Annotated in this window: 20 protein-coding genes and 1 pseudogene; 11 read left to right on the top strand and 10 right to left on the bottom strand. The window is 60.9% G+C overall.

Annotation, left to right across the window (positions count from 1 at the left end):
* Window positions 1–510: 510 nt before the first annotated feature.
* Complete coding sequence (locus F1563_RS10700) at window positions 511–1,203, bottom strand: ABC transporter ATP-binding protein (RefSeq protein WP_007434040.1); 693 nt, start codon at window positions 1,201–1,203, stop codon at window positions 511–513.
* A gap of 587 nt (window positions 1,204–1,790) precedes the next feature.
* Between F1563_RS10700 and F1563_RS10690 the strand changes: the two genes are divergently transcribed.
* Window positions 1,791–2,930: a glycosyltransferase family 4 protein gene (locus F1563_RS10690; RefSeq protein WP_002528695.1), complete on the top strand. Its 1,140-nt coding sequence runs from the start codon at window positions 1,791–1,793 to the stop codon at window positions 2,928–2,930.
* A gap of 39 nt (window positions 2,931–2,969) precedes the next feature.
* Here F1563_RS10690 and F1563_RS10685 read toward each other — a convergent pair whose 3' ends face one another.
* From F1563_RS10685 to glmS, 3 genes are all read right to left on the bottom strand, one after another.
* Window positions 2,970–4,415 carry an NAD(P)H-hydrate epimerase gene (locus F1563_RS10685; RefSeq protein ID WP_002533868.1) on the bottom strand — a complete coding sequence of 482 codons (1,446 nt, stop codon included), beginning with the start codon at window positions 4,413–4,415 and terminating at the stop codon, window positions 2,970–2,972.
* A gap of 77 nt (window positions 4,416–4,492) precedes the next feature.
* The gene (locus F1563_RS10680) at window positions 4,493–4,840 is read right to left on the bottom strand and encodes a holo-ACP synthase (protein WP_002528697.1); all 348 of its coding nucleotides are present in this window, start codon (window positions 4,838–4,840) and stop codon (window positions 4,493–4,495) included.
* A gap of 194 nt (window positions 4,841–5,034) precedes the next feature.
* The gene (gene glmS / locus F1563_RS10675) at window positions 5,035–6,882 is read right to left on the bottom strand and encodes a glutamine--fructose-6-phosphate transaminase (isomerizing) (RefSeq protein WP_002528698.1); all 1,848 of its coding nucleotides are present in this window, start codon (window positions 6,880–6,882) and stop codon (window positions 5,035–5,037) included.
* A gap of 180 nt (window positions 6,883–7,062) precedes the next feature.
* Here glmS and F1563_RS14365 point away from each other — a divergent pair.
* The 3 genes and pseudogenes from F1563_RS14365 to coaA all read left to right on the top strand — a co-directional run bounded on the left by F1563_RS14365 (window position 7,063) and on the right by coaA (window position 10,327).
* Window positions 7,063–8,083 (top strand): annotated as a pseudogene (locus F1563_RS14365) (esterase/lipase family protein).
* A 121-nt stretch (window positions 8,084–8,204) separates the two neighbouring features.
* Window positions 8,205–9,218, top strand: a complete 1,014-nt coding sequence (locus F1563_RS10660; protein ID WP_002528702.1) for an esterase/lipase family protein — start codon at window positions 8,205–8,207, stop codon at window positions 9,216–9,218.
* Between the two features lie 125 nt (window positions 9,219–9,343).
* Entirely contained in the window at window positions 9,344–10,327 is a 984-nt protein-coding gene (coaA, locus tag F1563_RS10655; RefSeq protein ID WP_002546485.1) for a type I pantothenate kinase, read from the top strand.
* 45 nt (window positions 10,328–10,372) lie between these two features.
* Here the strand turns inward: coaA and F1563_RS10650 are convergent, their stop codons facing one another.
* From F1563_RS10650 to rplM, 4 genes are all read right to left on the bottom strand, one after another.
* Entirely contained in the window at window positions 10,373–11,041 is a 669-nt protein-coding gene (locus F1563_RS10650; RefSeq protein ID WP_172623700.1) for a hypothetical protein, read from the bottom strand.
* Between the two features lie 101 nt (window positions 11,042–11,142).
* Complete coding sequence (glmM, locus tag F1563_RS10645) at window positions 11,143–12,495, bottom strand: phosphoglucosamine mutase (RefSeq protein ID WP_007434046.1); 1,353 nt, start codon at window positions 12,493–12,495, stop codon at window positions 11,143–11,145.
* A gap of 126 nt (window positions 12,496–12,621) precedes the next feature.
* Window positions 12,622–13,143, bottom strand: coding sequence for a 30S ribosomal protein S9 (gene rpsI, locus F1563_RS10640; RefSeq protein ID WP_002528706.1), 522 nt, complete (start codon window positions 13,141–13,143; stop codon window positions 12,622–12,624).
* Window positions 13,144–13,165: 22 nt separating this feature from the next.
* On the bottom strand, window positions 13,166–13,609 hold the full coding sequence (gene rplM / locus F1563_RS10635) for a 50S ribosomal protein L13 (RefSeq protein WP_002528707.1): 444 nt from the start codon (window positions 13,607–13,609) through the stop codon (window positions 13,166–13,168).
* Between the two features lie 848 nt (window positions 13,610–14,457).
* Here rplM and F1563_RS10625 point away from each other — a divergent pair.
* Window positions 14,458–15,369 carry a hypothetical protein gene (locus F1563_RS10625; RefSeq protein WP_007434048.1) on the top strand — a complete coding sequence of 304 codons (912 nt, stop codon included), beginning with the start codon at window positions 14,458–14,460 and terminating at the stop codon, window positions 15,367–15,369.
* A gap of 136 nt (window positions 15,370–15,505) precedes the next feature.
* Here the strand turns inward: F1563_RS10625 and F1563_RS10620 are convergent, their stop codons facing one another.
* Window positions 15,506–15,784, bottom strand: coding sequence for a DUF1540 domain-containing protein (locus F1563_RS10620; RefSeq protein WP_002528710.1), 279 nt, complete (start codon window positions 15,782–15,784; stop codon window positions 15,506–15,508).
* A gap of 264 nt (window positions 15,785–16,048) precedes the next feature.
* Between F1563_RS10620 and trmB the strand changes: the two genes are divergently transcribed.
* The 6 genes from trmB (at window position 16,049) to F1563_RS10590 (ending at window position 22,172) form a co-directional block, all read left to right on the top strand.
* A complete protein-coding gene (gene trmB / locus F1563_RS10615) occupies window positions 16,049–16,870 on the top strand; it encodes a tRNA (guanosine(46)-N7)-methyltransferase TrmB (RefSeq protein WP_002528711.1) in 822 nt (273 codons plus the stop codon).
* Window positions 16,867–17,706: a tRNA pseudouridine(38-40) synthase TruA gene (gene truA / locus F1563_RS10610; protein WP_002528712.1), complete on the top strand. Its 840-nt coding sequence runs from the start codon at window positions 16,867–16,869 to the stop codon at window positions 17,704–17,706. Before trmB ends, truA begins: the two co-directional genes overlap by 4 nt.
* On the top strand, window positions 17,703–18,323 hold the full coding sequence (locus F1563_RS10605; protein WP_002528713.1) for a class I SAM-dependent methyltransferase: 621 nt from the start codon (window positions 17,703–17,705) through the stop codon (window positions 18,321–18,323). Before truA ends, F1563_RS10605 begins: the two co-directional genes overlap by 4 nt.
* 74 nt (window positions 18,324–18,397) lie before the next feature.
* Window positions 18,398–19,654, top strand: coding sequence for a CbiQ family ECF transporter T component (locus F1563_RS10600; RefSeq protein ID WP_172623665.1), 1,257 nt, complete (start codon window positions 18,398–18,400; stop codon window positions 19,652–19,654).
* Entirely contained in the window at window positions 19,651–21,306 is a 1,656-nt protein-coding gene (locus F1563_RS10595; protein ID WP_002528715.1) for an ABC transporter ATP-binding protein, read from the top strand. The genes F1563_RS10600 and F1563_RS10595 overlap by 4 nt, the downstream gene beginning before the upstream one ends.
* Complete coding sequence (locus F1563_RS10590) at window positions 21,303–22,172, top strand: ECF transporter S component (RefSeq protein WP_002528716.1); 870 nt, start codon at window positions 21,303–21,305, stop codon at window positions 22,170–22,172. Before F1563_RS10595 ends, F1563_RS10590 begins: the two co-directional genes overlap by 4 nt.
* Here F1563_RS10590 and fabG read toward each other — a convergent pair.
* Window positions 22,106–22,867, bottom strand: a complete 762-nt coding sequence (gene fabG, locus F1563_RS10585; RefSeq protein ID WP_002528717.1) for a 3-oxoacyl-ACP reductase FabG — start codon at window positions 22,865–22,867, stop codon at window positions 22,106–22,108. The two genes, F1563_RS10590 and fabG, sit on opposite strands and share 67 nt — an antisense overlap.
* Window positions 22,868–22,871 lie beyond the last annotated feature (4 nt).

Raw genomic sequence — 22,871 nt, 5'->3', positions numbered from 1 at the left:
ACGATGATTTATCGAATGTTGCACTAACCGTTCCAACGACGGAGAGATTGTAATTCTCGGGCTCTAGGACGAGTTTCTTCCCCCCACCAATCTCCCGCCTCAAGGATGAGGTAATAACCACTTCTGAAGGTTTCGTAGGCCATTTTCCCGAGACTAAAGTATATTTTCCCTCGAAATTAGAGCTGGGCATACGGGATTCTCGATAGGGAACCTCCTCAGGTAATCCCTTCGCGGAAACTTGAGCCTCGAGATATGAATTAGCCTGGCGTACTTTCCATCGACCCGTAGGCATGACTGGAGATGATGATCCAGCAAGAACCGAAAATCCCGGATCCACCGATCCATCGGCGGCTCCGAGCGTCGATGTTACCGATTGTTCCGAGTTCAAAGTGATCGAGCGATTTACTCCGAGGCTGATGGTCATGATAAGCAAAGCAGCCGCCAAAGGAATCATGCGCAGCCAACTTTTCCGAGAGCGCAATACCAAGACAGCTAGATTCCACATCCGCATCAGCGGGAGCCCTCCAGGTGACCATCGACCAATTCACAGGATCTGTGCGCATAATCTTTGGCGGTGGGGTCATGAGAGGAGAGCACAACGGTACGACCTCCCCCATCCTCAGCAAGGTTGCGCAGCAGCTCGAAGACCATCTGGGAATTGCGTCGATCGAGCTGGCCGGTGGGCTCGTCGGCCAGCAAGATCGGACGATCACCTGCAATAGCCCGGGCTATCCCGACCCGTTGAGCTTCACCACCGGATAGCTGTCGAGGGTAGCGACCTTGCAGGTGGCCTATCGCGACTTTTTCGAGAGCCTCGACTGCCATGGCGTGAGAACGAGAGCCGAATCCACGAACCCGAAGGATCAGTTCGACGTTCTCCCGCGCCGTGAAATCGGCGATAAGGGAATGTTCTTGGAAGATCATTCCGATACGATTGAGGCGAATATCGTCACGCTCCGGCGTCGACAGAGAATAAATATCGATCCCCTCGACGAGCACTGTTCCCGAGGTCGGCTTCAACAGGCCCGACATGACATTGAGTAGTGTCGTTTTCCCTGATCCACTCACACCATGCAGCAGGGTCATCTCCCCCGGCTTCATGAAGACAGTGACATCATCCAAGACAAGATTGTGATTGTGTCGGGTCGCGAAATCATGGCATACTTCCGAAACTGTGATCGCTTCGCCGCCAACAGCTGCCATCTTTCCGTTGGCGGCGAGGTGACTCGAGAGAGCCTGTCGACTCAGCATCCGCGCCCCAAGGCGAAAGATGATGCCTGATTGTCGTCATACCACCAGAAGTAGAGATCTTCTGTTTTAGGGCTATAATCCCAGCAATGACCTTTTAGATTTGCATCATACCAGAATGCTGACGACCATTTTGTATGATTCTTGACTGAGCTCAATGTGTCGTTGTTGCGTGCGGTAATATTCCAACTTCCAGTCGTTGTTCGATATCCGATGCGTGCTTTGTAATGAGGCTCAGCGAACAACTCAAGGCTATCAGAATGAGCCGCGGGGGCGGCAACGACAAGGCTCCCTCTTAACCTGGCAGCGAGAACTCCTACGCTCACTAATTTGGGCAATCTAATCATAGTGACTCCGTTGAGTAGATTTTAGTCTATCTGCCATCTGACGGATACCCCGTAGAAGACTAGCCTCCCCATAGCTGACGCGTCCAGGGAGCGACGACACTCACACAAAGTCCCAAACGATCCTGTTGCTCCATGTTCACCACCACGACACCGCGACCCCACCAAGGCGTCGCTTGTCCCGGTTATCATGGAATCGTGCGTGTTGCGATCATCACTGAGTCATTCCTCCCCCAAGTCAATGGGGTGACGAACTCGGTGCTGCGGGTGCTGGAACATCTTCGCGATAACAGCCATGAGGCTCTCGTGCTCGCCCCTGGTGACGCCCAGACCCCGCGCGAGTACGCCGGATTCCCCGTCATTCCGCTAGCCTCCCTGCACTGGCCGGGCTATCAAGACGTCCGTGTCTCCACCAGCCCGCAGTGGACGATGGAGCGCTACCTGTCGGAGTTCGAGCCCGACGTCGTACATCTAGCAGGGCCATTCATGATTGGGTACAAGGGCGCCATGGCGGCAGCCTCCCTCGGTATACCCATAGTGGCGATCTACCAAACCGACATCCCCTCCTATGCCGGTCGCTACGGGCTCGGCAAGCTCGAGTTCTACGGCTGGTACCGGGTGCGTCAGATCCACTCCCTCGCCGTGGCAACCTACGCGCCCTCCACCTTCTCCCGAGACCAACTTGTCAACCATGGCGTGCCCCGGGTAGGCATCTGGGGACGTGGCGTCGACAAGGTGCGATTCCACCCGTCGAAGCGTTCCCAGCAGCTGCACGACAAATGGGCTCCCCGTGGCGAGGTAGTCGTCGGATACATGGGGCGTCTAGCTGCCGAGAAGCGGGTCGCCGATATGGCCAACCTGGCCGGCCTCCCCAACACCAAGCTCGTCATCGTCGGAAACGGCCCGGCTCGCGCCGAGTTGGAAAAACAGCTTCCTCACGCCATCTTCACCGGCGGTCTCGGCGGGGAGGACCTCCCCCGCGCCGTCGCCAGCATGGATGTGTTCTGCTCGACGGGCGAACTCGAGACCTTCTGCCAGGCCATCCAGGAGGCCAAGGCCTGCGGCGTCCCAGTCATCAGCCCGCGCAAGGGCGGCCCGATCGACCTCATTGATCCGTCTCGCACCGGATGGCTATACGAGCCCGGCGATATGGCCGACTTTCGCTCTCGCGTCGTCGATCTCGTCGGGGACGACTACAAGCGGCGTGCCATGGGTGTAGCGGCGCGAGCCTCGATCGAGAATCGCACCTGGCAGAACCTGTGCAGCGAGCTCGTTGAACACTACAAAGAGGCAATCCGGCTAGCCGGTCGCTCGACGAAGATTCGTGCAGCCCTCTGACACCCCCTCTTGAGCAGCCAGCCTGGTATTCAGGGCTGATCAGCGCGATAGAACCGTTGTGACGGTTCCAGGTAGTAATTCGGCAATTTGATCGGGAGCATAGGGCCCAGGCATTGAAATAGCTGTGGCGGCTTGCATTCCGGCGGCGCATAACGCCGCATCGTCAGCAGGTAGTCCTGCGGCCATGAGAGTGCCGCACATTCCCGCCAAAACGTCACCGGACCCAGCTTGAGCGGTCCATGCGGGCCCAGGAAGAGCGGCACGAACCGCCCCGTCAGGTCGGGCAACCCACTGGATGGAGCCTTTCAGCAAGACGGTCGCGCCAAAACGCTGGGCCGCACACACGACCGATCCACGCGGATCAGCTTCCACCTGACTGCGCTCTACCCGCAGCATTCGTGCCAGTTCCCCAGCATGAGGTGTGAGTAGAGACCCCTCTGGCAACTCCGCTGGAAGGAGGGCCAGCGCATCGGCATCGACAACCATTGGGAGGCCATCAGCCGCCCGATGAATGAATCGGTCGGCGTTGTCATCGTGAGCGCCCCAACCAGATCCAACAACCCAGGACTGAACGCGTCCTTCACCAATGACCACAGACGGAGCACGGCTCAGGATAAACGCCATGATGGCGCCAGGTCCGGAAAACCGCACCATTCCTGGGCCAGCACGCAATGCTCCAAGAACGCCAAGCACCGCCGCCCCCGGGAACTTCTCGGATCCGGTATCGATGCCGACAACCCCGCGAGAGTACTTGTCGTCGAACGCACCAGGAACCGGCCACAACGACGCGATCTCGGCAAGATCGCAATACTCGTCGATGCCGTCGCAATACTCGTCATCATCGCTGAAAAGGTCGAGACCGATGTCATGAACCTCCAACTCCCCGCAATAGCGGGCAGCCGGGTAAGCGATATGACACCACTTGAGACTGGAAAAGGTAATGGTGCATGCGGCGTGAACACAGGACTCCACCTCACCAGAATCCGCATCCAGACCCGATGGTAGATCGACTGCAAGCACCGGTATCTGACGAGCGCGTAACCAGGTGTCTATTCGTTCAAGGGACTGCGGAATACCCGGACGCCCACCAATACCGAGGACAGCATCAATCGCGAGGTCGTACGAATGACTGGTGACCTCTCCGAGCGAGATGCGGATGCAACCAGCATCGAGGGCAGCTGCCATGCCAGCTTCGTGCGGTTGGCCCATCACCTGAGCTAATTCGACCCTCCACCCACGGCGCGCCAAGGCCGCAGCCGCAAACAGACCGTCACCGCCGTTGTTCCCACCGCCAACCAGAACGAGAACACACTGGGATGCTGCCCAATCAGGCATGACGTCATCGCCGACGCCGCCGAGCAGCAGCTCCTGGGCTTTTCGCGCGACAGCATAAGCAGCAATGTCCATGAGGTCTTGCCCCGGGTGGGCATCGAACCACCTCTGTTCGGCTGCTCGAGTGGCCTCGGCGGTACAGACAATTGCCATAACGATCCCTTCAGCCCCGGTCAGGGCCCTCGCTGCAGATTGGTACTCATTCAACCACGGTGTTGGGCAGGCGCGGCTCAACCCTCGCAGACCACCATCGCCACCGCGACGCCAGCGTCGTGGGTCAAGGAGAGATGGAGCCTACGCACCCCCAACCCCTCGGCTCGTCGAGCTAACGACCCGCGAAGTTCGAACCTCACACCGCTACCATCGGTGACCACCTCGCAATCTTGCCAAGAGAGACCCTCTCCCCCGCTCAATGCCTTGCATAGAGCTTCTTTGGCGGCAAAGCGGGCCGCCTGGGAGCGCGCCGGCATCGCAGCCTCAGCACTGGTAAGCACCTTGCGGACCATCCCCGGGTGGCGTCGTGCAGCAGCCTCCCACCTGGAGATGTCGCAGACGTCCACTCCGATTCCGATGATCATGGGGTCAAGACTAAAGGTCCGATCAGCGCCGAATACCCGGCACCTACCGTCCGAAACTGACAAGAAATCATCATGGCAACGCTCACAGCACGAATTTGGGGCAGTTTTTGGCAGCTTTGAACGACTTTGCGAAGTGCGGGCGGCGTATCAGCACCGAAGGGGGACAATCGCGAGGGCACCCAGCCCCAGCGAACTCACTCCACTGTGACCGACTTGGCCAGATTCCTTGGCTGATCAACGTCATGACCTTTAGCGGTAGCCAGCTCACAGGCGAAAGCCTGTAACGGCACGGTGGCTACTAGCGGCTGTAGCAGGGTCGAGCAGGCCGGCAGCCCGACAAAGGTGTCAGCGTACGGTTTAACGTCATCATCCCCCCGCTCAGCAAGCACGATCGTCCTGGCACCACGGGCACGGATCTCCTGGATGTTGGAGACCACCTTGTCGTGCAGCTGATCACGCCCCTTCGGCGGTACGACAACGAAGACCGGGGTGCCCTCCTCGATGACGGCGATGGGGCCGTGCTTGAGCTCGCCAGCAGCAAACCCTTCGGCATGCATGTAGGCGATCTCCTTGAGCTTGAGAGCACCCTCAAGGGCCACCGGATAACCGACGTGGCGTCCCAGGAAAAAGACCGCTTCCTCTTCCTTCGCCATCACGCGAGCCAACTCATAAACCGGTCCGATCTCGTCGAGGACCTCTTGGACTTTACCGGGCATGTGGTCAAGCTCAGACATCACGCCGCGGATTTCATCGCCGTACTTCATGCCGCGCACTTGGGCCAAGTAGAGGCCCAGCAGGTAGCAGGCGACTACCTGGGTGAGGAACCCCTTAGTGGAGGCCACAGCAATCTCGGGGCCAGCGTGAGTGTAGATGACGGCGTCGGACTCGCGGGGAATCGTCGCACCATTGGTATTGCAGATCGCGATGACCTTGGCATGCTGCTCGCGAGCATGGCGGATGGCCATGAGGGTATCGGCGGTCTCACCAGATTGGGAGATCGTCACGACGAGCGTCGTCGGGTCGATGATCGGATCGCGGTAGCGGAACTCACTGGCCAGATCAACCTCGCAGGCGACCCTCGTCCAGTGTTCGATGGCGTACTTGGCAACCATGCCGGCGTAATACGCCGACCCACATGCGACGACCACGATCTTGTTAATACGGCGCAGCTCTTCCGGCGAGATATGCACCTCGTCAAGGACCAAGTCGCCACGGTCGGACCAGCGACCCAGCAAGGTGTCGGCCACAGCGCGCGGCTGCTCGAAAATCTCCTTGCGCATGAACCAGTCATGGCCTTGCTTTTCGGCCGCTGACAGGTCCCAGTCGACGTGGTAGGGGCGGGCTTGGCTGGGGTTGCCTTCAAAGTCGGTGACAGTAACCTCATCGGGTGTAAGCACGACGACCTGGTCCTGACCCAACTCGAGGGCTTCGCGGGTGTGCTCGATGAATGCCGCAACATCGGAGGCCAGGAAGTTTTCCCCTTGCCCCAGCCCGACGACGAGCGGAGAGTTGCGACGAGCGGCCACCACCGTGTCTGGGGCGTCCGGACTGGCGGCCACCAGCGTGAAGGCTCCTTCGAGCCGTGACGCCACCGCACCCATCGCCTCTGCCAGCGAGGACCCCTGCTGCATCTGAAGGGCGAGCATGTGAGCGGCAGTTTCAGTGTCAGTCTCCGACGAAAAAATGATGCCCTGGTTCTCAAGCTCGGCGCGCAGCGCGGCGAAGTTCTCGATAATCCCGTTGTGGACGACGGCGACTCGACCGTTGAAGGAAAGGTGGGGGTGAGCATTCTCGTCAGTTGGGGCGCCATGGGTAGCCCACCGGGTGTGACCGATACCCTGACTGGAGTCCGGGAGCGGATGGGCTGCCAGCTCCTCTTCAAGGTGAGTCAGCTTGCCCGACTTCTTGGCTCGGTACAGATTCCCGTCCGCCACGACCGCCAAACCGGCCGAGTCATATCCTCGGTACTCGAGACGTCGGAGCCCGTCGACGATTACGCGTTCGGCCTGTCGATGGCCGCAATAACCAACAATTCCGCACATGGCAAGAAACGTACATGAATCATGAGCGATTCCGCGAGCTGAAACGCCTGAACGTTTGAACAACACCTCACACGCCCGCCTGCACGTATGCCCCGTTTTACCACCTAACGCCTCCTATGGTCCCGTCGATTCATAACCTCAAGCTCACATCCTGCATCGACGCAAGATATGGAGAAAAGCATGAAGAGATCAAAGAAGATCGCAGCCATCCTGACCTCGCTGACGACCGTTGTGGCCACCGCATTCGCGACCATCTCAGCCACTCCTGCGCACGCCTCTGACAGCGACACCTCGGTTCCCCCCGAGATCACCATGCCCGGCAGCCCGAACGGTATCCCGTCTGCCGGCAATGGCCCGACGAGACTGTTCGCCTACCCTGCTTCTATCTACGCCTTGACCCACCCCGGCACGAACCCGCAGGGAGCCAATGACTTCGGTTGCAAGCCGCGTAAGGGCAAGAACCCCGTCATTCTGCTGCCCGGCAGCAACTCCGACGCCTACGCCTCGTGGTCGATGTACTCCCCGAAACTCACCAAACTCGGCTATTGCGTCTTCTCCCCCCAACTTTAACGGGATCAAGCTGCTGCCAAACCTCGCCTATACCGGTGACATCCGTGTCTCTGCGAAGGCCGTCTCCGGATTCATCGACCGTGTTCTCAAGGCCACCGGTTCCAAGAAGGTCGACCTCATCGGATGGTCCCAGGGGGGCGGACCGCTGCCGAATTACTACATCACCAAGCTCGGAGGAGCAAGTAAAGTTGGCAAGCTCATCGGCCTTGCCCCGTCGAACCACGGCGTCGGCCCCCGGGCCATCTCGAAGTTCGTGAACGAGACCCTCTCGGAGGCCAGGCACAAGCAGATCGAGGCCGCCTTCGCCAAGGCCAATATCGCCGGCTATGAGCAACAACTCGGCTTCTCTAACTTCAACAAGGAGCTCTACGGCAACGGCCCGGTGACCCGCCCCGGCATTAAATACACGATCATCGAAGGACGCTACGACGACACCGTCGTGCCGTTCACGAACGCCTTTCTGCACGAACCCGGCGTCAAAAACATTCTCGTCCAGAACATCTGCCGCAACGACTACGCCAGCCACATCAACTTCACCTATGACGTAAACGTCTATCAGATGGCCGTCAATGCGCTGGACCCTGATCACGCAAAACCGGTGACATGCGTGTTCCAGCCGTTCATCGGCTAGTCACCTGATACCACCCCATCCCGACCGTGGGGCCTTCGTAGTGAAGGCCCCACATTTCGTCGTGAGGCCAGGAACGAGCCCTGCAACGACCACCAATAACGGGTTTGTCCAAAGGAGATCCATGAAGAAAAACTGGTTACTCGCGACCCTCCTCGCCACTGTCGCTATCGCCCTGGGCACCGCAACGACTGCCCTCGCCAGCCCACCCCCACACATCACACCCGACCATCCGGGTGGAGTTGCCGCGCCTCACAGCCCCGACGGCATCCCCTCTAACATCGAGGGTCCGAGCATGCCCAGTTGGACCTCCGCAATCAGGTTCGCAAAAAAGCATCCCGGCGCAAAAGTTCCCGGCACCAACGACTTCGGATGCAGACCACGGAAAGGCACCCATCCCGTCGTCCTCATTCCGGGCACGTCCGAGGATGCCTTCATCACATGGTCGTACTATGGACCCCGCCTCAAAGCCGCCGGATTCTGCGCCTATACGTTCAATTACAATCCCGAGACGCATCCGCTCGTGGAAGCTGCTGAGACCAGCGGCAACATCTACTCCACCGCAGCGTTCATGGCCCACTTCATCGACAAGGTGCTCAAGGCAACCCGGGCCCAGAAAGTCGACCTCGTCGGCCATTCACAAGGTGGCGGCCCATTACCGCGCGCCTACATAAAATATTACGGAGGCGCGAAGAAAGTCCACCACCTTGTCGGTTTGGTTCCTTCAAACAAGGGAACAAGCATCCTTGGCTTGGAAAATTTCCTTAATGCGGCTGGAACCCCACTCAGCGCCATCTTCAATACTGCAGCAGAATTTCGGAATCTAGAATCATTACCTCAACAGCTACAGGATTCTGTGTTCCTTAGGGAACTCAACGCTGATGGAATGACCGTCCCTGGCATTAAGTACACCGTCATCGCCACCCGGTTCGACAACCGAGTATTTCCGTGGACTAACACGTTCATCAATGAGCCCCGGGCTAAGAACATTGTCATCCAAGGCGTCTGCCCTTTGGACCTCAGCGCCCACACGAATATCCCCTATGACCCGATGACCCTCCAGATCGTCGTCAACGCTTTGGATCCCCAACGGGCGGCCCCGGTCACCTGCACCATCCGTCCATTCATGCCCAGGTAGATACCGACACGACACCCGGTGGGCACGGTCCCGCGACTCAGAACTGCGCCATCCTGTCGCATTAACCATGTTCTCAACGTCGCTGTGAAGTACAGTCGCTACGACCAACCATTCGGAGGCGCCCGATGAACTTGACCCCCACCACCCCCGTCGACGACGACAACACCGAGCCGGGGCCGTTCATCGAATTATCTCGAGAATCATGGGCCGCACTTTCAGATTCGACCGAAATCGATATCGACGAGGCCACCCTGAATCGCATCCGTGGTCTCGGCGATCCCACCAGCCACCGTGACGTCGTCGAGGTATACCGCCCGCTAACCCAACTCATCCATCTGTACTGCATGCACACTGGCGCCCTCTTCGACGCCTCCAATAACTTCCTACAACTCACCCGCCACGGCATGAGGCGCACCCCCTTTGTCATCGGAATCGCCGGGTCGGTGGCAGTCGGCAAGTCGACCGTGGCGCGCCTGCTTCGGGAACTTTTGGGACGTTCCCCGCGCCGTCCCATCGTGGACCTCGTGACGACCGACGGATTTCTCTACCCCAACCAGATCCTCGAGGAACGCGGTCTGCTTTCACGCAAGGGATTCCCCGAATCTTACGACCGCAAAGCCCTGTTGAAATTCGTCGTCGACGTCAAGTCTGGAATGCCCGAGGTCACCGCACCCGTTTACTCTCACGTCACCTACGACATCGTCCCCAACCAGCAGCTCGTCGTCCGGCAGCCCGACATCCTCATTATTGAGGGGCTTAACGTTCTGCAGCCGCCACGACGCCGCAGCAGCGGGACGATGGGGCTAGCCCTGAGCGATTTCTTCGACTTCTCGGTCTATGTTGATGCCGAAGAGGCTGACATCATCCGGTGGTACATCAACCGATTCCTCACCCTGCGCCAGACCGCGTTCACCGATCCCCACTCGTTCTTCGGCGAGTACGCACGGATGCCCGACGACGAGGCCAGCACCATCGCTAAAGAGATCTGGGACACCATCAACGGCCCGAACCTGGTACAAAACGTGCTTCCCACCCGTGGCCGAGCAACCGCGATCCTGCACAAGGGCCCCGGCCACGAAGTCCGCAATATGTGGATCAGGAAGGTCTGAGTCGACGTCATCTCGCCGCGCCCAGCCCTCAAACGTCCAGTTCGGTTAGACGATATACCAAGGGAACGGATCCGCGATTCGAGACGCCGACAAGACTTCGTTCATCTGCCTCTCCCGGCCCTGCGCCGCGACCACAACACGATCCGGGGCCTCGATCCCAACAACCACGCTCTCACCCAGCTCGTCGGCGATAGGCCCTCCTGCCCCCTTCGCCAACGGCCATGACGACACCAGCCACGACGAGCCAGTCACGACAAGGATGTCACCGTCACGAGTGAAAGAAAGCCCGTCGGCGAGGACCGACGCTAATCTTTCGGTACCAAGACGGTACGCCGCGTCAAGGTCTACAACCTCGGCCAATGTCGCGTCGTTGAGGAGCCCAACCTCACCGTCGAACCATGCCAAGGCGACGACCAGCCCGGGGACAGGCTCCCTAGTAACGTTCGAGATAAAGGACTGCGCGTAGTCGAAACTGCGTCCGGCACGCTCCCGATCGCCCAACACCTTGACGACAACGTGCTCGGCGAGGGTGGCGTCGGTCAGAGGAGTGGCACCGTCAAGGACAGACCGTACCATCCGCGTAACAAGTTCGTCGACGACCAGCTGCCAGTTGTCGCGATGGTGGCCACCGAGCTCCTCAGCGATCGGGGCAAGCGGGATATCACCGATAGAAGTCGCGGCTCGATCGCCCGAAACATTTGCGTCGATACCCATTGCCGCTAGCGACTCCTCGACCATCGCGCGCAGACGCTTCGCCACCCCGGCGTCCAGACCGGACAGGTCAGCATCGGGGCGACGAAAAAATCCCATGACGCTCACAAAGCCAAGCTGGCCTTGACGGTCTCGGCGAGCTCAGAGCAGATCCGATCAGCCTCCTCTTGGGTACCGGCTTCGACCATGACCCGCACGACCGGCTCAGTACCCGACGGACGCAGCACCACTCGACCGGTGTCACCGAGCTTCTGGTTGGCATCAGCAACCGCCTTGTTGACGTCTGGATCGATGCCAGCTCGCAGCTTGTCGACGCCATGCACATTGATGAGAGCCTGCGGCAGCCGGGTCATCACCGAGGCTAATTCCTTGAGGGCCTTGCCGGTACGCGCGACGCGCGCAGCCAGGTGCAGACCGGTGAGAACACCGTCACCAGTGGTGGCGAACTCACTCATAATAACGTGTCCGGACTGTTCACCACCTAGCGAGAACCCATTGGCGTTCATTGACTCGAGGACGTAGCGGTCACCGACCTTGGTCTGGTCGACGTGGATATCGTGCTCGCGCATCGCGATGATAAGGCCAAGGTTGCTCATGATCGTCGCGACGACGGTGTTCGAAGCCAAGCGGTGGTCCTCCTGCAAAGCTAATGCGAGGATCGCGATGATCTGGTCTCCATCGACGATGTTGCCCTCATGGTCGACAGCCAAGCAACGGTCAGCGTCGCCGTCAAAGGCCAATCCCATGTCAGCGCCGGCCTCAACGACCTTGGCCTGCAGCTTCTCGGGATGGGTGGAACCGCACCGCTCATTGATGTTGAGACCGTCAGGCTGGTCATGGATCGCGACGACCTCGGCACCCTGGGTAGTAAAGGCAGCCGTCGCCGTGTGGAAAGAGGCACCATTGGCGGTATCCAGAACGATCTTCAACCCCTTGAGGGTATCCTGCTGACGCAGCGAGCGCACCAGGTGGTCGACGTAGGTGTCGACGGCCTGCGGGGTGTAGCGGATACGACCGACTTTGTCGCCAATAGGGCGGGCCCACGGCTCGCCCATGCGCTGCTCGATGGCATCCTCAAGGTCGTCAGGTAGTTTCACGCCACCGCGGGAGAAGAACTTGATGCCATTGTCAGGCATAGGGTTGTGCGAGGCCGAGAGCATGACGCCCAGATCAGTGCGGTACTCGTTGACGAGGTAGGCTGCAGCGGGGGTTGGGATCACGCCGACGCGCAGCACATCCACACCGGCACTGGCCAACCCAGCACAAACAGCGGCCTCGAGAAACTCGCCGGATGCGCGTGGATCACGTGCTACTAACGCGGTGGGTTGACGGTGCCCGAAAGCACCCGCTTCGCCCAGGACATGAGCAGCCGCGACCGACAGGTCGAGGGCCAACTCGGCGGTGAGATCCTGGTTAGCTACACCGCGCACTCCGTCAGTTCCAAAAAGTCGTGCCACGAAGATCCACTGTACCCATCACGTGTGGCGCCTGAGCGGAACACCCGCTGAAGAGGTATCGATCGCCCCCATAAAACGCCTTGGGGCGACCCTCCAGGAGAGTCGCCCCAAGTTACGGGAAGCAGATCAACGCTTCGAGTACTGCGGAGCCTTACGGGCCTTCTTGAGCCCAGCCTTCTTGCGCTCCTTGGCGCGAGCGTCACGGGTCAGCATGCCAGCCTTCTTGAGGGCGGGACGCGAGGCCTCGGCATCAACATTGTTCAGGGCGCGGGCAATGCCCAGACGCAGCGCACCAGCCTGACCGGTGACACCGCCACCACCGATACGGGCAATGACGTCGTAAGCCCCCTCGACACCAGCAGCGGCGAAGGGATCGGTCACGATCTGCTGGTGAACCTTGTTCGGGAAGTACTCGTCCAAGGTACGACCGTTGATCTTCCACTGGCCGGAGCCGGGAATGATGCGGACGCGGGCGATGGCTTCCTTGCGGCGGCCGGTGGCAGCGCCAGCAGCGATCATGGCAGGGCGCTTGGACTCCCCGGCGGCCACGGTCGGGGTGGAGTCGGTGCGGTAGGCGATCTCACGGTCGCCCTCGGTGAATGGGACGACCTCGGTGTTCTCGAGGTTCTCGGTTGCGGTGTCAGTCACTGTCACAATCCTTCGTGGGCGATCACTGGGCGATCTGGGTGATCTCGTAAGGCTGCGGGTTTTGCGCAGCGTGCGGATGCTCAGGGCCGCCGTACACCTTCAGCTTCTTGAGCTGCTGACGCGACAGCTTGTTTTTAGGCATCATGCCCCACACCGCGCGCTCCACGGCGCGACGCGGGTTCTTCTCAAGCATCTCGCCGATGCTGGTGACGCGCAGGCCACCCGGGCGCCCGGAATGGTCGTAACGCAACGAGTCAGTGGCCTTCTTGCCAGTCAGCGCAATCTTGGAGGCGTTGACGACGATGACGAAGTCACCGGTGTCGATGTGGGTGGCGTACTGCGGCTTATGCTTGCCGCGCAGGAGGTTGGCAGCGGTGGTGGCCAGACGACCCAGGATAATGTCCTCGGCGTCAATGACGTACCAATTGCGCCGCACCTCGCCGACCTTGGGGCTGTAGGTGGTCACGGATACCTTCTCGAACTCGGTCCCATACGTGAGGTTACGTACAGGGATCTTGCAACGTGGTGCTGCCCTGCGGGCGATTCCTTCACTCGACGGCGTGACACGCCGGAGACCGGAACCGCATCACGACATCGCTGTGTCGGACAGGCGGAGTGACCGCGGTGGTCAACTCCCGTTTGCTCGAGTGCAACGGTGAAAGGCTACAGGGTAGAGAGTAGGAGGGCAAAATCCCGGCGGACGGCGGCTGCCAGTTTCGCGATACGGGCCCTGCCGGATATGGTGGCGCCCACCTCATCGCCCGGCGACCTGAAAGCGCGAGTCGAGGCGCTGCATATGCGACGCCAAGATGCCGTCATCGTCAGCAAGGTCGCCCTGGTCACACCGGATCTCCGCTGGGTATGTATCCGGATCCTTCTATGCCTTCGATGAGGTAGAGCATTCTGTTGATGGAAGCGCAGCAACCACACCTGAGCCGGGAATCTTACCGTCCCTGCCCCCGCACCTGGTGCGAACACGTCAGATAGTCGACCGGGCTCCCGGTGATTTTTCTGGGGAAGTACAGTCAACGATCTGCCACGACGCACAGCAGCACGGTTCATGAGCGAACGGCCCAGCCCCAAGGCAGCGAAGGATGCCTGGAAATGGTCGTCCATGAGGCCGCGAGAAGACCACCGCGACGCGCCCAACAGACTCACCGTATGACGCACCCCGCAGGCGCTCGGATCACCTGCGACCATGGCTTGGACTAGCCGTCTTGCATCCAGTGGCCCAATCCCAAAAAGTGACGCTCTGCATTCACCTCGAACAATATCGTGTTAGATTAGGCTCGCCTAAGATGAAGGGATGTGACAATGACTACCCCACGACCTGGTGACACCTCCGGCAGCCACGGTGCCGACGGGACGAAAGACACCGCCCGGATGGCATCAGTCCTGTCGCAGCGCTGTTCTTCCCTGGCCCGCCGTATCGCCAGTGGTGCCGGCATGGCCACAATGGTGGCTCACGCCATGATTTCAGCCGATGGCAATCTGGATGACTGGACATGCGATCTCCAAGCTCATGGCGTTACCACCTCCGGCCGGTTCGTGGTGGGCTTGCGATCCCACCCAGATCAAGCCCTCTGTCAGATACCAGCCGGACTTGCCACCGACGTCCGCCTCGAGATCTCCAAGGACGCCCCGGAACCGGGGATCCGCCTGCTGGCGGCCACTCTTCACGTCCTCGGAACAGTCACATGGTTGAGCGCCGACCAGATCGACCATCTTTTAGCCACGGATGTCCTACCGAACGAGGTATCAACCATCGCCGATTTCAGCGATGCCCTCATCGGGGTTATCACCCCGACTCGCAGCATCCTTCACGACGCCATGGGAAGCACCGAGATTGATCTTCCCGCTCTCATCGATGACATCCCGAACGACAAGGTTTTCCCCTCCGTCGAGGATGAGTTCTCCGCGTTGGATATCGTCGCGCGCTTAGGTGATAGGCAACTCTCGCATCTGTGCGATGAGGTGCTCGCGGAAACTCTTTCGGGCTGCCGCTGCTGGTCACGAGCAACCCACCACGCCTGCCCGCATACCGTGGGTCGGGTATTCTGTGCCGACATCGACCGCACGGGGCTGACTCTCATGTACGTCAATCCCAACCAGACGGGTGCGGTGTTCATTCCGCTGGACCAAGATGTGGCATCCCTTAGCGAGCTGGAGGACGCCGTGGCCCAGCTCCCTCTGAACTCGGGTCCGGTACACCCTTCGCGTGTCTGACAGCCGGATCCGGGACAGTGTGGACCCTCTCTCCCCCGAGAGGGCCCACACCTAACCTGCGCTGGGGCAGTCAGTTGCGCCAGGATCCGACGCCTTACAGCGTCGACGGGTGCAGGGAAAACGCCTCCTGTGTAACTCAGCGAGCTTGGTAGGCGTTGCACGCTGCGGCATCACTAATGGTGACCTCCTCGGCGGTGCACATGAGCTTGTCGTTATGGATGCACTCGATGCGGTGGCAAGCACCGACACGCCCATCAGCCGAAGACAGGCCAGCACGGGCATCGAGATGGGCGATGGTTGTACAGGTGGGTTTACCGGTCGCCCCACCGACGGTCACCGCGAAGGCAGTGCAACCGGAATCATTGAAAGCGCAGTCGGTGCAGTTACAGGAAATAACAGGGGTAGCAGTAACCATGTCAGTGACCTTTCATAAATGACCACCGCGTGTCTGACTGCATCCAAGTTACACATGAATAATACCGCCCACAAGCAAGGCAAGCCTCATCTAATCGCATTTTGCGACAAAAATAATGCGCCCCAAATTAGCGAAAACTAGATTTTTATTACTTTATCGAATTCCGAGCTAGTACTGATTTTCGCAAGGCTCACCACTTGAAAAATGCGCGTTCCGCAACTCGTCCACACGGGGTGTCGGTGCCGTCACCTAGGATGTAGGCTCATGATTGACGACCTCGGCTCCACCTCTGGTAGCGACTCCCTCACCCCGGGGCCCAATGCGGAGTATTCCGACGACCACTCGGCAGGCGCCCACCGCTCGGGTGACCGGGTTCGGCGCGGGGTCGTCTCTTTTGTCCGTCGATCTCCTCGGATGAATGTGTCCCAGCAGCGGTCCATGGACACCTTAGCTAGCACATATATGATCGAGGTCCCCCGCGACGCAACCAGCACCTCGGTGGCCCCCGGGGCTCACCTCGACCTGCCGAAAATCTTTGGACGCACCGCCCCGCTCACTGTGGAGATCGGTACCGGATCCGGTGACGTTCTAGCCGCCCTAGCCTCAGCTCATCCAGAACGCGACTTTATTGGCTTCGAGGTCTACCTACCGTCGGCCGCTAGCACCCTCACCAAACTCCACGCCGCCCGTGCGACGAACGCCCGCATCATCCTTGCTGACGCCGCAGCCGGGCTCGATCATCTCGTTGAGCCCGGTGAGGTCGACGAGATCTGGACTTTTTTCGCCGACCCATGGCATAAGAAACGTCATCACAAGCGCCGCATCGTCAACCCCGACATAGCTCGCCTGGTGGCCTCCCGGCTACGTCCCGGCGGCCTGTGGCGCCTGGCCACCGACTGGGACGACTACGCCACGTGGATGCTCGGGGTGCTATCGGCTGAGCCGCTCCTTAAGCCGGTCAACACAGGCCCAGACGGGTTCAGCCCACGCTGGGATGAGCGCCCAGTTACTCGCTACGAAAAGAAAGGGCTGGCGGCCGGACGCGTCGTCCATGACCTCACCTGGCGTCGCGCGGAGAAATCATGACCCGCTGGCGCCTGGATATTGCCTATGACGGGGCGAATTTCTCGGGGTGGGCCGTGCAACCAGACCGTCGCACCGTCCAAGGCGACCTAGAAAGGTGGATTCCTCGGGTGCTACGCCTCGGCGTGCCCACTCCACTGACAGTCGCCGGACGTACTGACGCTGGTGTCCACGCCCGCGGCCAGGTAGCGCACGTTGACCTCCCCGACGGTGTGGACACCTCATCAATGCTGCGACGACTGTCCCGGGTCCTCGACCCTGACGTCGTCGTCAAGTCCATCCGCAGCGTTCCCGATGAATTCGACGCCCGGTTCTCAGCCCTGTGGCGCCGCTACGTCTACCGGCTGTGGGACGAGTCGTCCCGCCCCGATCCAGTGACACGCTTCCACGTGGCATCCGTACCAAGACACCTCGACCTCGACCGCCTCAACGCCGCAGGCGCCTCCCTTCTCGGGCTGCGCGACTTCGCCGCCTTTTGTAAATACCGCGAGGGCGCCACGACGATCCGCACTCTCCTCGACTGCCACGCAGAGCGGCTCGACGACCCGTGCGGCACTGTCGAGGTGACCGTCCGCGCCGACGCGTTCTGTCACTCCATGGTGAGATCCCTCGTCGGAGCTCTCACCGCAGTCGCCTCGGGACAGCGCAACCAAGGTTGGCTCGACGAGGTTGCCGCCAGCGCCTCACGAGCATCATCTGTGCTCGTCATGCCAGCCTGCGGACTCACCCTCGAGGAGGTCGGCTACCCCGCTGACGCGGATCTCGCCGAACGCGCTGCCCAGGCCCGTTCCCGTCGAACCCACGACGACATTTGCGACACCTGTTGGGAGGACCGATGAGCCAATCGCGCCGCGACGACCATGCACCCTGCCACTACTTCAACACCCCGAAGGGATCGGTCCAGACCCGCACAATCACCGTCAACGTCTGGGACGATTCCATGACGATGACCACAGCCGGTGGGGTATTTTCCGGGGCGCGCCTCGACCCAGGCACCGCCGTCCTCATGCGCGAGGTCACTCCCCCGCCATCTGACGGCACCTTCCTCGACCTTGGCTGCGGCTATGGGCCCATCGCTTGCGCCCTGGGGCGAGCCTGCCCTGGTTCCCGGGTCGTCTCCGTCGATGTCAACGACCTCGCCATCGACTTGACGACCCGCAATGCCAAGGCCCTCGGAGTCGGCGATCGCGTCCATGCCTGTCGTCCTGATGAGGTAGACCCTGACCTTCGTTTCGACGAGATCTGGTCAAACCCGCCAATCCGGGTAGGCAAGGCGGTCCTACACGAGATGTTGACGATGTGGCTGGCGCGTCTGAGCGACGAAGGGGTTGCGCACCTCGTCGTCGGGAAAAACCTCGGCGCAGACTCTCTCACCCGCTGGCTGTGCGAGCAAGGTTTCGACGCAGCCCGGGTTGCTTCCGCGAAGGGGTTCCGGGTCATCGACGTCAATGCCTGACCGGGTCGTAAACTGAGATAGTGCCCATAGAAAGCAAACCCATGCCTCACAACAACTGGAACCGGCGCTGAACCGTGTCAAGATTGGTGACGAGGACGGCTGACCCGGTCGTTGAGATCCCTGTCACGACCGCCGCAAGCAGTACCAGGACTGTCCATCCGTGGTCGTGGTGGGCCTGGGCAGCAGGCTGCGGAATCGCCATCAGCCTCACCAATAATCCGCTTCTCGTCGTCCTCGTCGCGGGAGCCGTCGCCATCGTCGTCGCCTTGCGCCGCACTGACGAGCCGTGGGCCCGGTCAGCAGGGGTCTATGCCGGCATGGCCTTCACGATCATCGTTATTCGCGTGTTCTTTCAAATTCTTATGGGTGGTGACGGAACGGGAACGGTGCTTTTCCGTCTTCCCGAGGCGTCCCTCCCCGACTGGGCTGCCGGGATCCGCCTCGGCGGCCCGGTTACCGCCGAGGGGCTCGCCGCCACCGGTTATGACGCCCTCCGATTAGCCGGAATGCTGGTCTGCTTCGGTGCCGCGAACTCCCTGGCCAACCCGCGACGCGTCCTCAAATCAGTCCCGGCCGCTTTGCATGATGTTTCGGGGGCAGTTGTCATCGCTCTGTCGGTCTTTCTCCAACTCATCGCCTCGGTGCAACGAGTTCGACACGCTCGACGGCTGCGCGGCGATACCCGAACCGGAATCCGCGCCCTGGTAACCGTGCTCGTTCCAGTCCTTGAGGATTCCGTCGAGACATCGATGTCTCTGGCTCGCGGGATGGAGTCGCGCGGGTACGGACGCACCGATCGTCGAGTCCGTCCGGGGACGCGAGTTCTGCTCATCGTCTCGGTGATGCTGCTGACCCTAGGCTGTTACGGCGTCCTTGCTAATCCAACTGGGTCGTTCAGCGCCGACCCCTCAGCCTGCGCCCCGGGAAGCCTCTGTTCGTGGTTCCTGACCGACCGGATGGGCCAGCATATCGGCACCGTGCTCATCATCGCCGGGATCATCGGATCGATTATCGGGCTGCGGATCTCGGGGCGTCTACTCGGGGTGAGCCGGTACCGTCCCGACCCGTGGGCGTGGCAGGCGACAGCGTCGTGCCTATGCGGAGCGGTCGCGGTAGCCACCATGATTTGGCTATCCCGCGCTAACCCCAAGGCCATCACTGTGTCTACCTCGCCGGTGGTCTGGCCGCCATTAGAACCGACGATGCTCCTCCTCGTCGTGGCGGCCATCTTGCCTGGAATATTCACCCCCGCGCCCCAAAGATCCACCCAAGTTGACCCGGAGCAGGCCACGTCATGGGCATCCCGGAAGGACGAGGTACTCGAGTCATGAGCGATGTCATCACCCTGTCGAACGTGTCGATAACCCTCCCTGGGGCCTCGACTCCGACCCTCAGAAATATCAATCTCGCCGTCGAAGAGGGGGACCTAACCCTGGTCGTCGGGCGCACCGGCACCGGCAAATCGACGCTGCTGGGGGCTCTCAACGGGATCGTCCCTCACTTCAGCGGCGGGCGCCTCGACGGCACCGTGATCGTCGCCGGGCGCGACACCGGCACCCACCGCCCCCGCGAACTGGCCGACGTTGTTGGGGTAGTCGGGCAGAACCCGGTCGCCGGGTTCGTCACCGACACCGTCGAGGACGAGATCGCCTACGGCATGGAGCAGTTGGGCATTTCGCCGTCAGTAATGCGCAAGAGAGTCGAGGAAACCTTGGACCTCATAGGGATCGCCGATCTGCGCCGCAGGGCCTTGCTGAGCCTTTCTGGAGGCCAGCAACAGCGGGTAGCTATCGCCGCCGTTTTGGCCGCCCAACCTCGCATTCTTGTCCTCGACGAACCGACCAGTGCCCTCGATCCGACGGCAGCCCAAGACGTTCTTGCCTCTATTACCACGCTGGTCCATGACGTCGGGCTGACCGTCGTCCTCGCCGAGCATCGTCTGGAACGCGTCATGCACGCCGCAGACGCCGTCTGGTGGCTACCCGGTGATGGTTCGGTAGTGCAGGGGCGCCCCGAGGACGTGTTAGCCCGCGCTGACGTCGTCCCGCCATTAGCTGCCCTGAGCCGCACCATGGGGTGGCAAACCGTCCCGTTGTCGGTGCGCGAAGCACGCCGTCGGGTCGGCCCGCATCTAGACCTCCCACATGCCCCGCAACCCTCCGAAGCGATGACCTGGCAGAGCGACGGCGACGAGGTGCTGCGTTTGGAGAAGCTTGGGGTCAAGTACGGCACGGTGCACGCCGTCGATTCCATAACGGCCACGCTGGAATGCGGCACCATCACCTGCCTCATGGGGCGAAATGGATCAGGCAAGTCGTCTCTCATGTGGGCGATCCAGGGGGCGACGAAGTCGTCAGGGAAAGTGCTAGTCAACCACGACGGCTCCTGGGCCGACCCCCGCAAGGCCGACGCCGCAACCGCTCGCCGGATGGTGAGCCTGGTACCGCAGTCGGCCTCCGACCTGCTCTACTTACCGACTGTCGCCGAGGAGTGCGCCCAAGCTGACAAGGAGTCTGAAGTACCTGACGGTACCACGCGGGACATCTTGTCCCGTCTCGGTGTGGAATTGCCAGAAGATCGCAATCCTCGGGATATGTCGGAAGGCCAGCGTCTGGCCCTCGTGCTAGCGATCCAGCTGTCTAGTCGCCCCGACATCCTCCTCCTCGATGAGCCCACCCGCGGCCTCGACTACGCCATGAAGATCGAGCTGACCAGGATCATCAGGGATATTGCCACCGGCGCTACGGGTGAGTCGGCTGCGGTGCTACTGGCCACCCACGACGTCGAGTTTGCCGCAACAACAACGGATCGCACTATCGTCATGGCCACCGGCCACGTTGTTGCCGATGGGTCCACGCGCTCAGTGTGTACCTCCTCGCCCGGGTTCAGTCCACAGATTGCCAAGGTTTTTCATCCGGCCGACGTGATGACGATTGCCGACGTCGAGAGACTCGTACGCATCCCGGCGGGAGGCCGCCGATGAGCAGCAGGCAGAACGTCGCCGTCCGCACCTCGACGACGTCTCGGGTGCTGCTCATCGTCACCGCCGTCATGGGGCTGCTGGCCTTCTGTTGGCCGCTCTTCCTGAACCCAGGAAGCGCTGCTGACTATGAGACGCGCACCCCGTTTCTCTTCGCGGCGATCCTGCCAGTGGTGTTGGCGGTGGTGGTCTCTCAACTCAGTTCAGATGGGATTGACGTCAAGGCCCTCGCCATGATCGGCGTGCTCACCGCATGTGGGGCGGCACTACGCACTCTCAGCCCGTCGATAGCTGGGATCTCCTTCGTCTTCATCCTCATGATTGCCGGGGCAAGGGTATTCGGCGCGGCTTTTGGCTTCGTCCTCGGCACCACAACGATGTTCGCATCGGCCCTGCTCACCGCTGGTTTCGGGCCGTGGCTGCCTTACCAGATGATCGCCTCGGGGTTCGTCGGGCTGGGAGCGGGGTTGCTCCCCAGAGCACGGGGAAGGGCCGAGATCGCCTGGCTGTGTGGTTGGGGATTCATCTCAGCCTTCGTTTACGGATGGTTGATGGACTTCGCCTTCTGGCCTTTTAACCTGGGCACCAGCACCCAGCTATCCTTTGTCCCGCACGCCTCCCCACTCACAAATCTGTGGCACTTCGTACTGTTCAACATGGCGACGTCCATGGGATGGAATCTGGGACGCGCACTCACCAATGCGGTATGTCTGGCACTGTTAGGACGTCCGATCCTGCGGGTACTACGGCGGGCTTCCCGACGTGCCCAATTCGTGCCAGATGCCGCCGAGGCGGGCGGCGACTACATTTCTGCCAGCGCGTCCGGTCCCTCGGGCAGGATCTGCCCACCGTCGACGACAATCGACTGACCGGTCACATAGCGTGCACCATCGGAGGCGAGATACGCTACCGCTTCTCCGACATCCGTCGCCTCGCCGAGCATCCCCAGTGGAACTGCCTTCGCCATCTCGGCGATGTAAGCGTCGCCGAGTGCCTTCAAACCTGGGGTCACGATGTTGCCCGGCATCACGGCGTTAACGGTGATCTTGTCGCGTGCTAGTTCCATTGCGGCCGAGCGGATGAATCCCATCTGTGCCGCCTTGGTAGCACCGTAATGGGACCATCCCGGGTGTCCGGTGATATTGCCAGTGATGGACGAGGTCACCACGATGCGGCCGCGACCAGATTCACGCAGGGCTGGCGTTGCCGCCTGGACGACGTGCATCATGCCCTTGACATTGACGTCGAAGATGAAGTCAATTTGGTCGTCGTCAAGATCGGCGAGACGGGCCTGGGGGTACACACCAGCGTTAGCAACGAGCACGGACAGGCCACCAAACTCGGCAGCGACATCATTTACCACGCGAATGCAGGCTTTCTTGTCCCGCACGTCGAGTTGGTAAACATCGAGTCCATCTTCGCGTGCCTGAACACACCTTCCCTCGGTCACACCGGTCACGGCGACACGGGCGCCGTGGGATGTGAGTACCTCCGCGATTCCGCGACCTATTCCAGCGGTTCCACCGGTCACCAGCGCAGTACGACCAGCAAGTAGTTCAGTCATCGCC

The organism is Cutibacterium modestum (assembly GCF_008326345.1).
Taxonomy (GTDB): Bacteria; Actinomycetota; Actinomycetes; order Propionibacteriales; family Propionibacteriaceae; genus Cutibacterium; species Cutibacterium modestum.
Note: the sequence above shows the minus strand (reverse complement) of the source record. Positions and strands in the feature narration are given on the sequence as shown.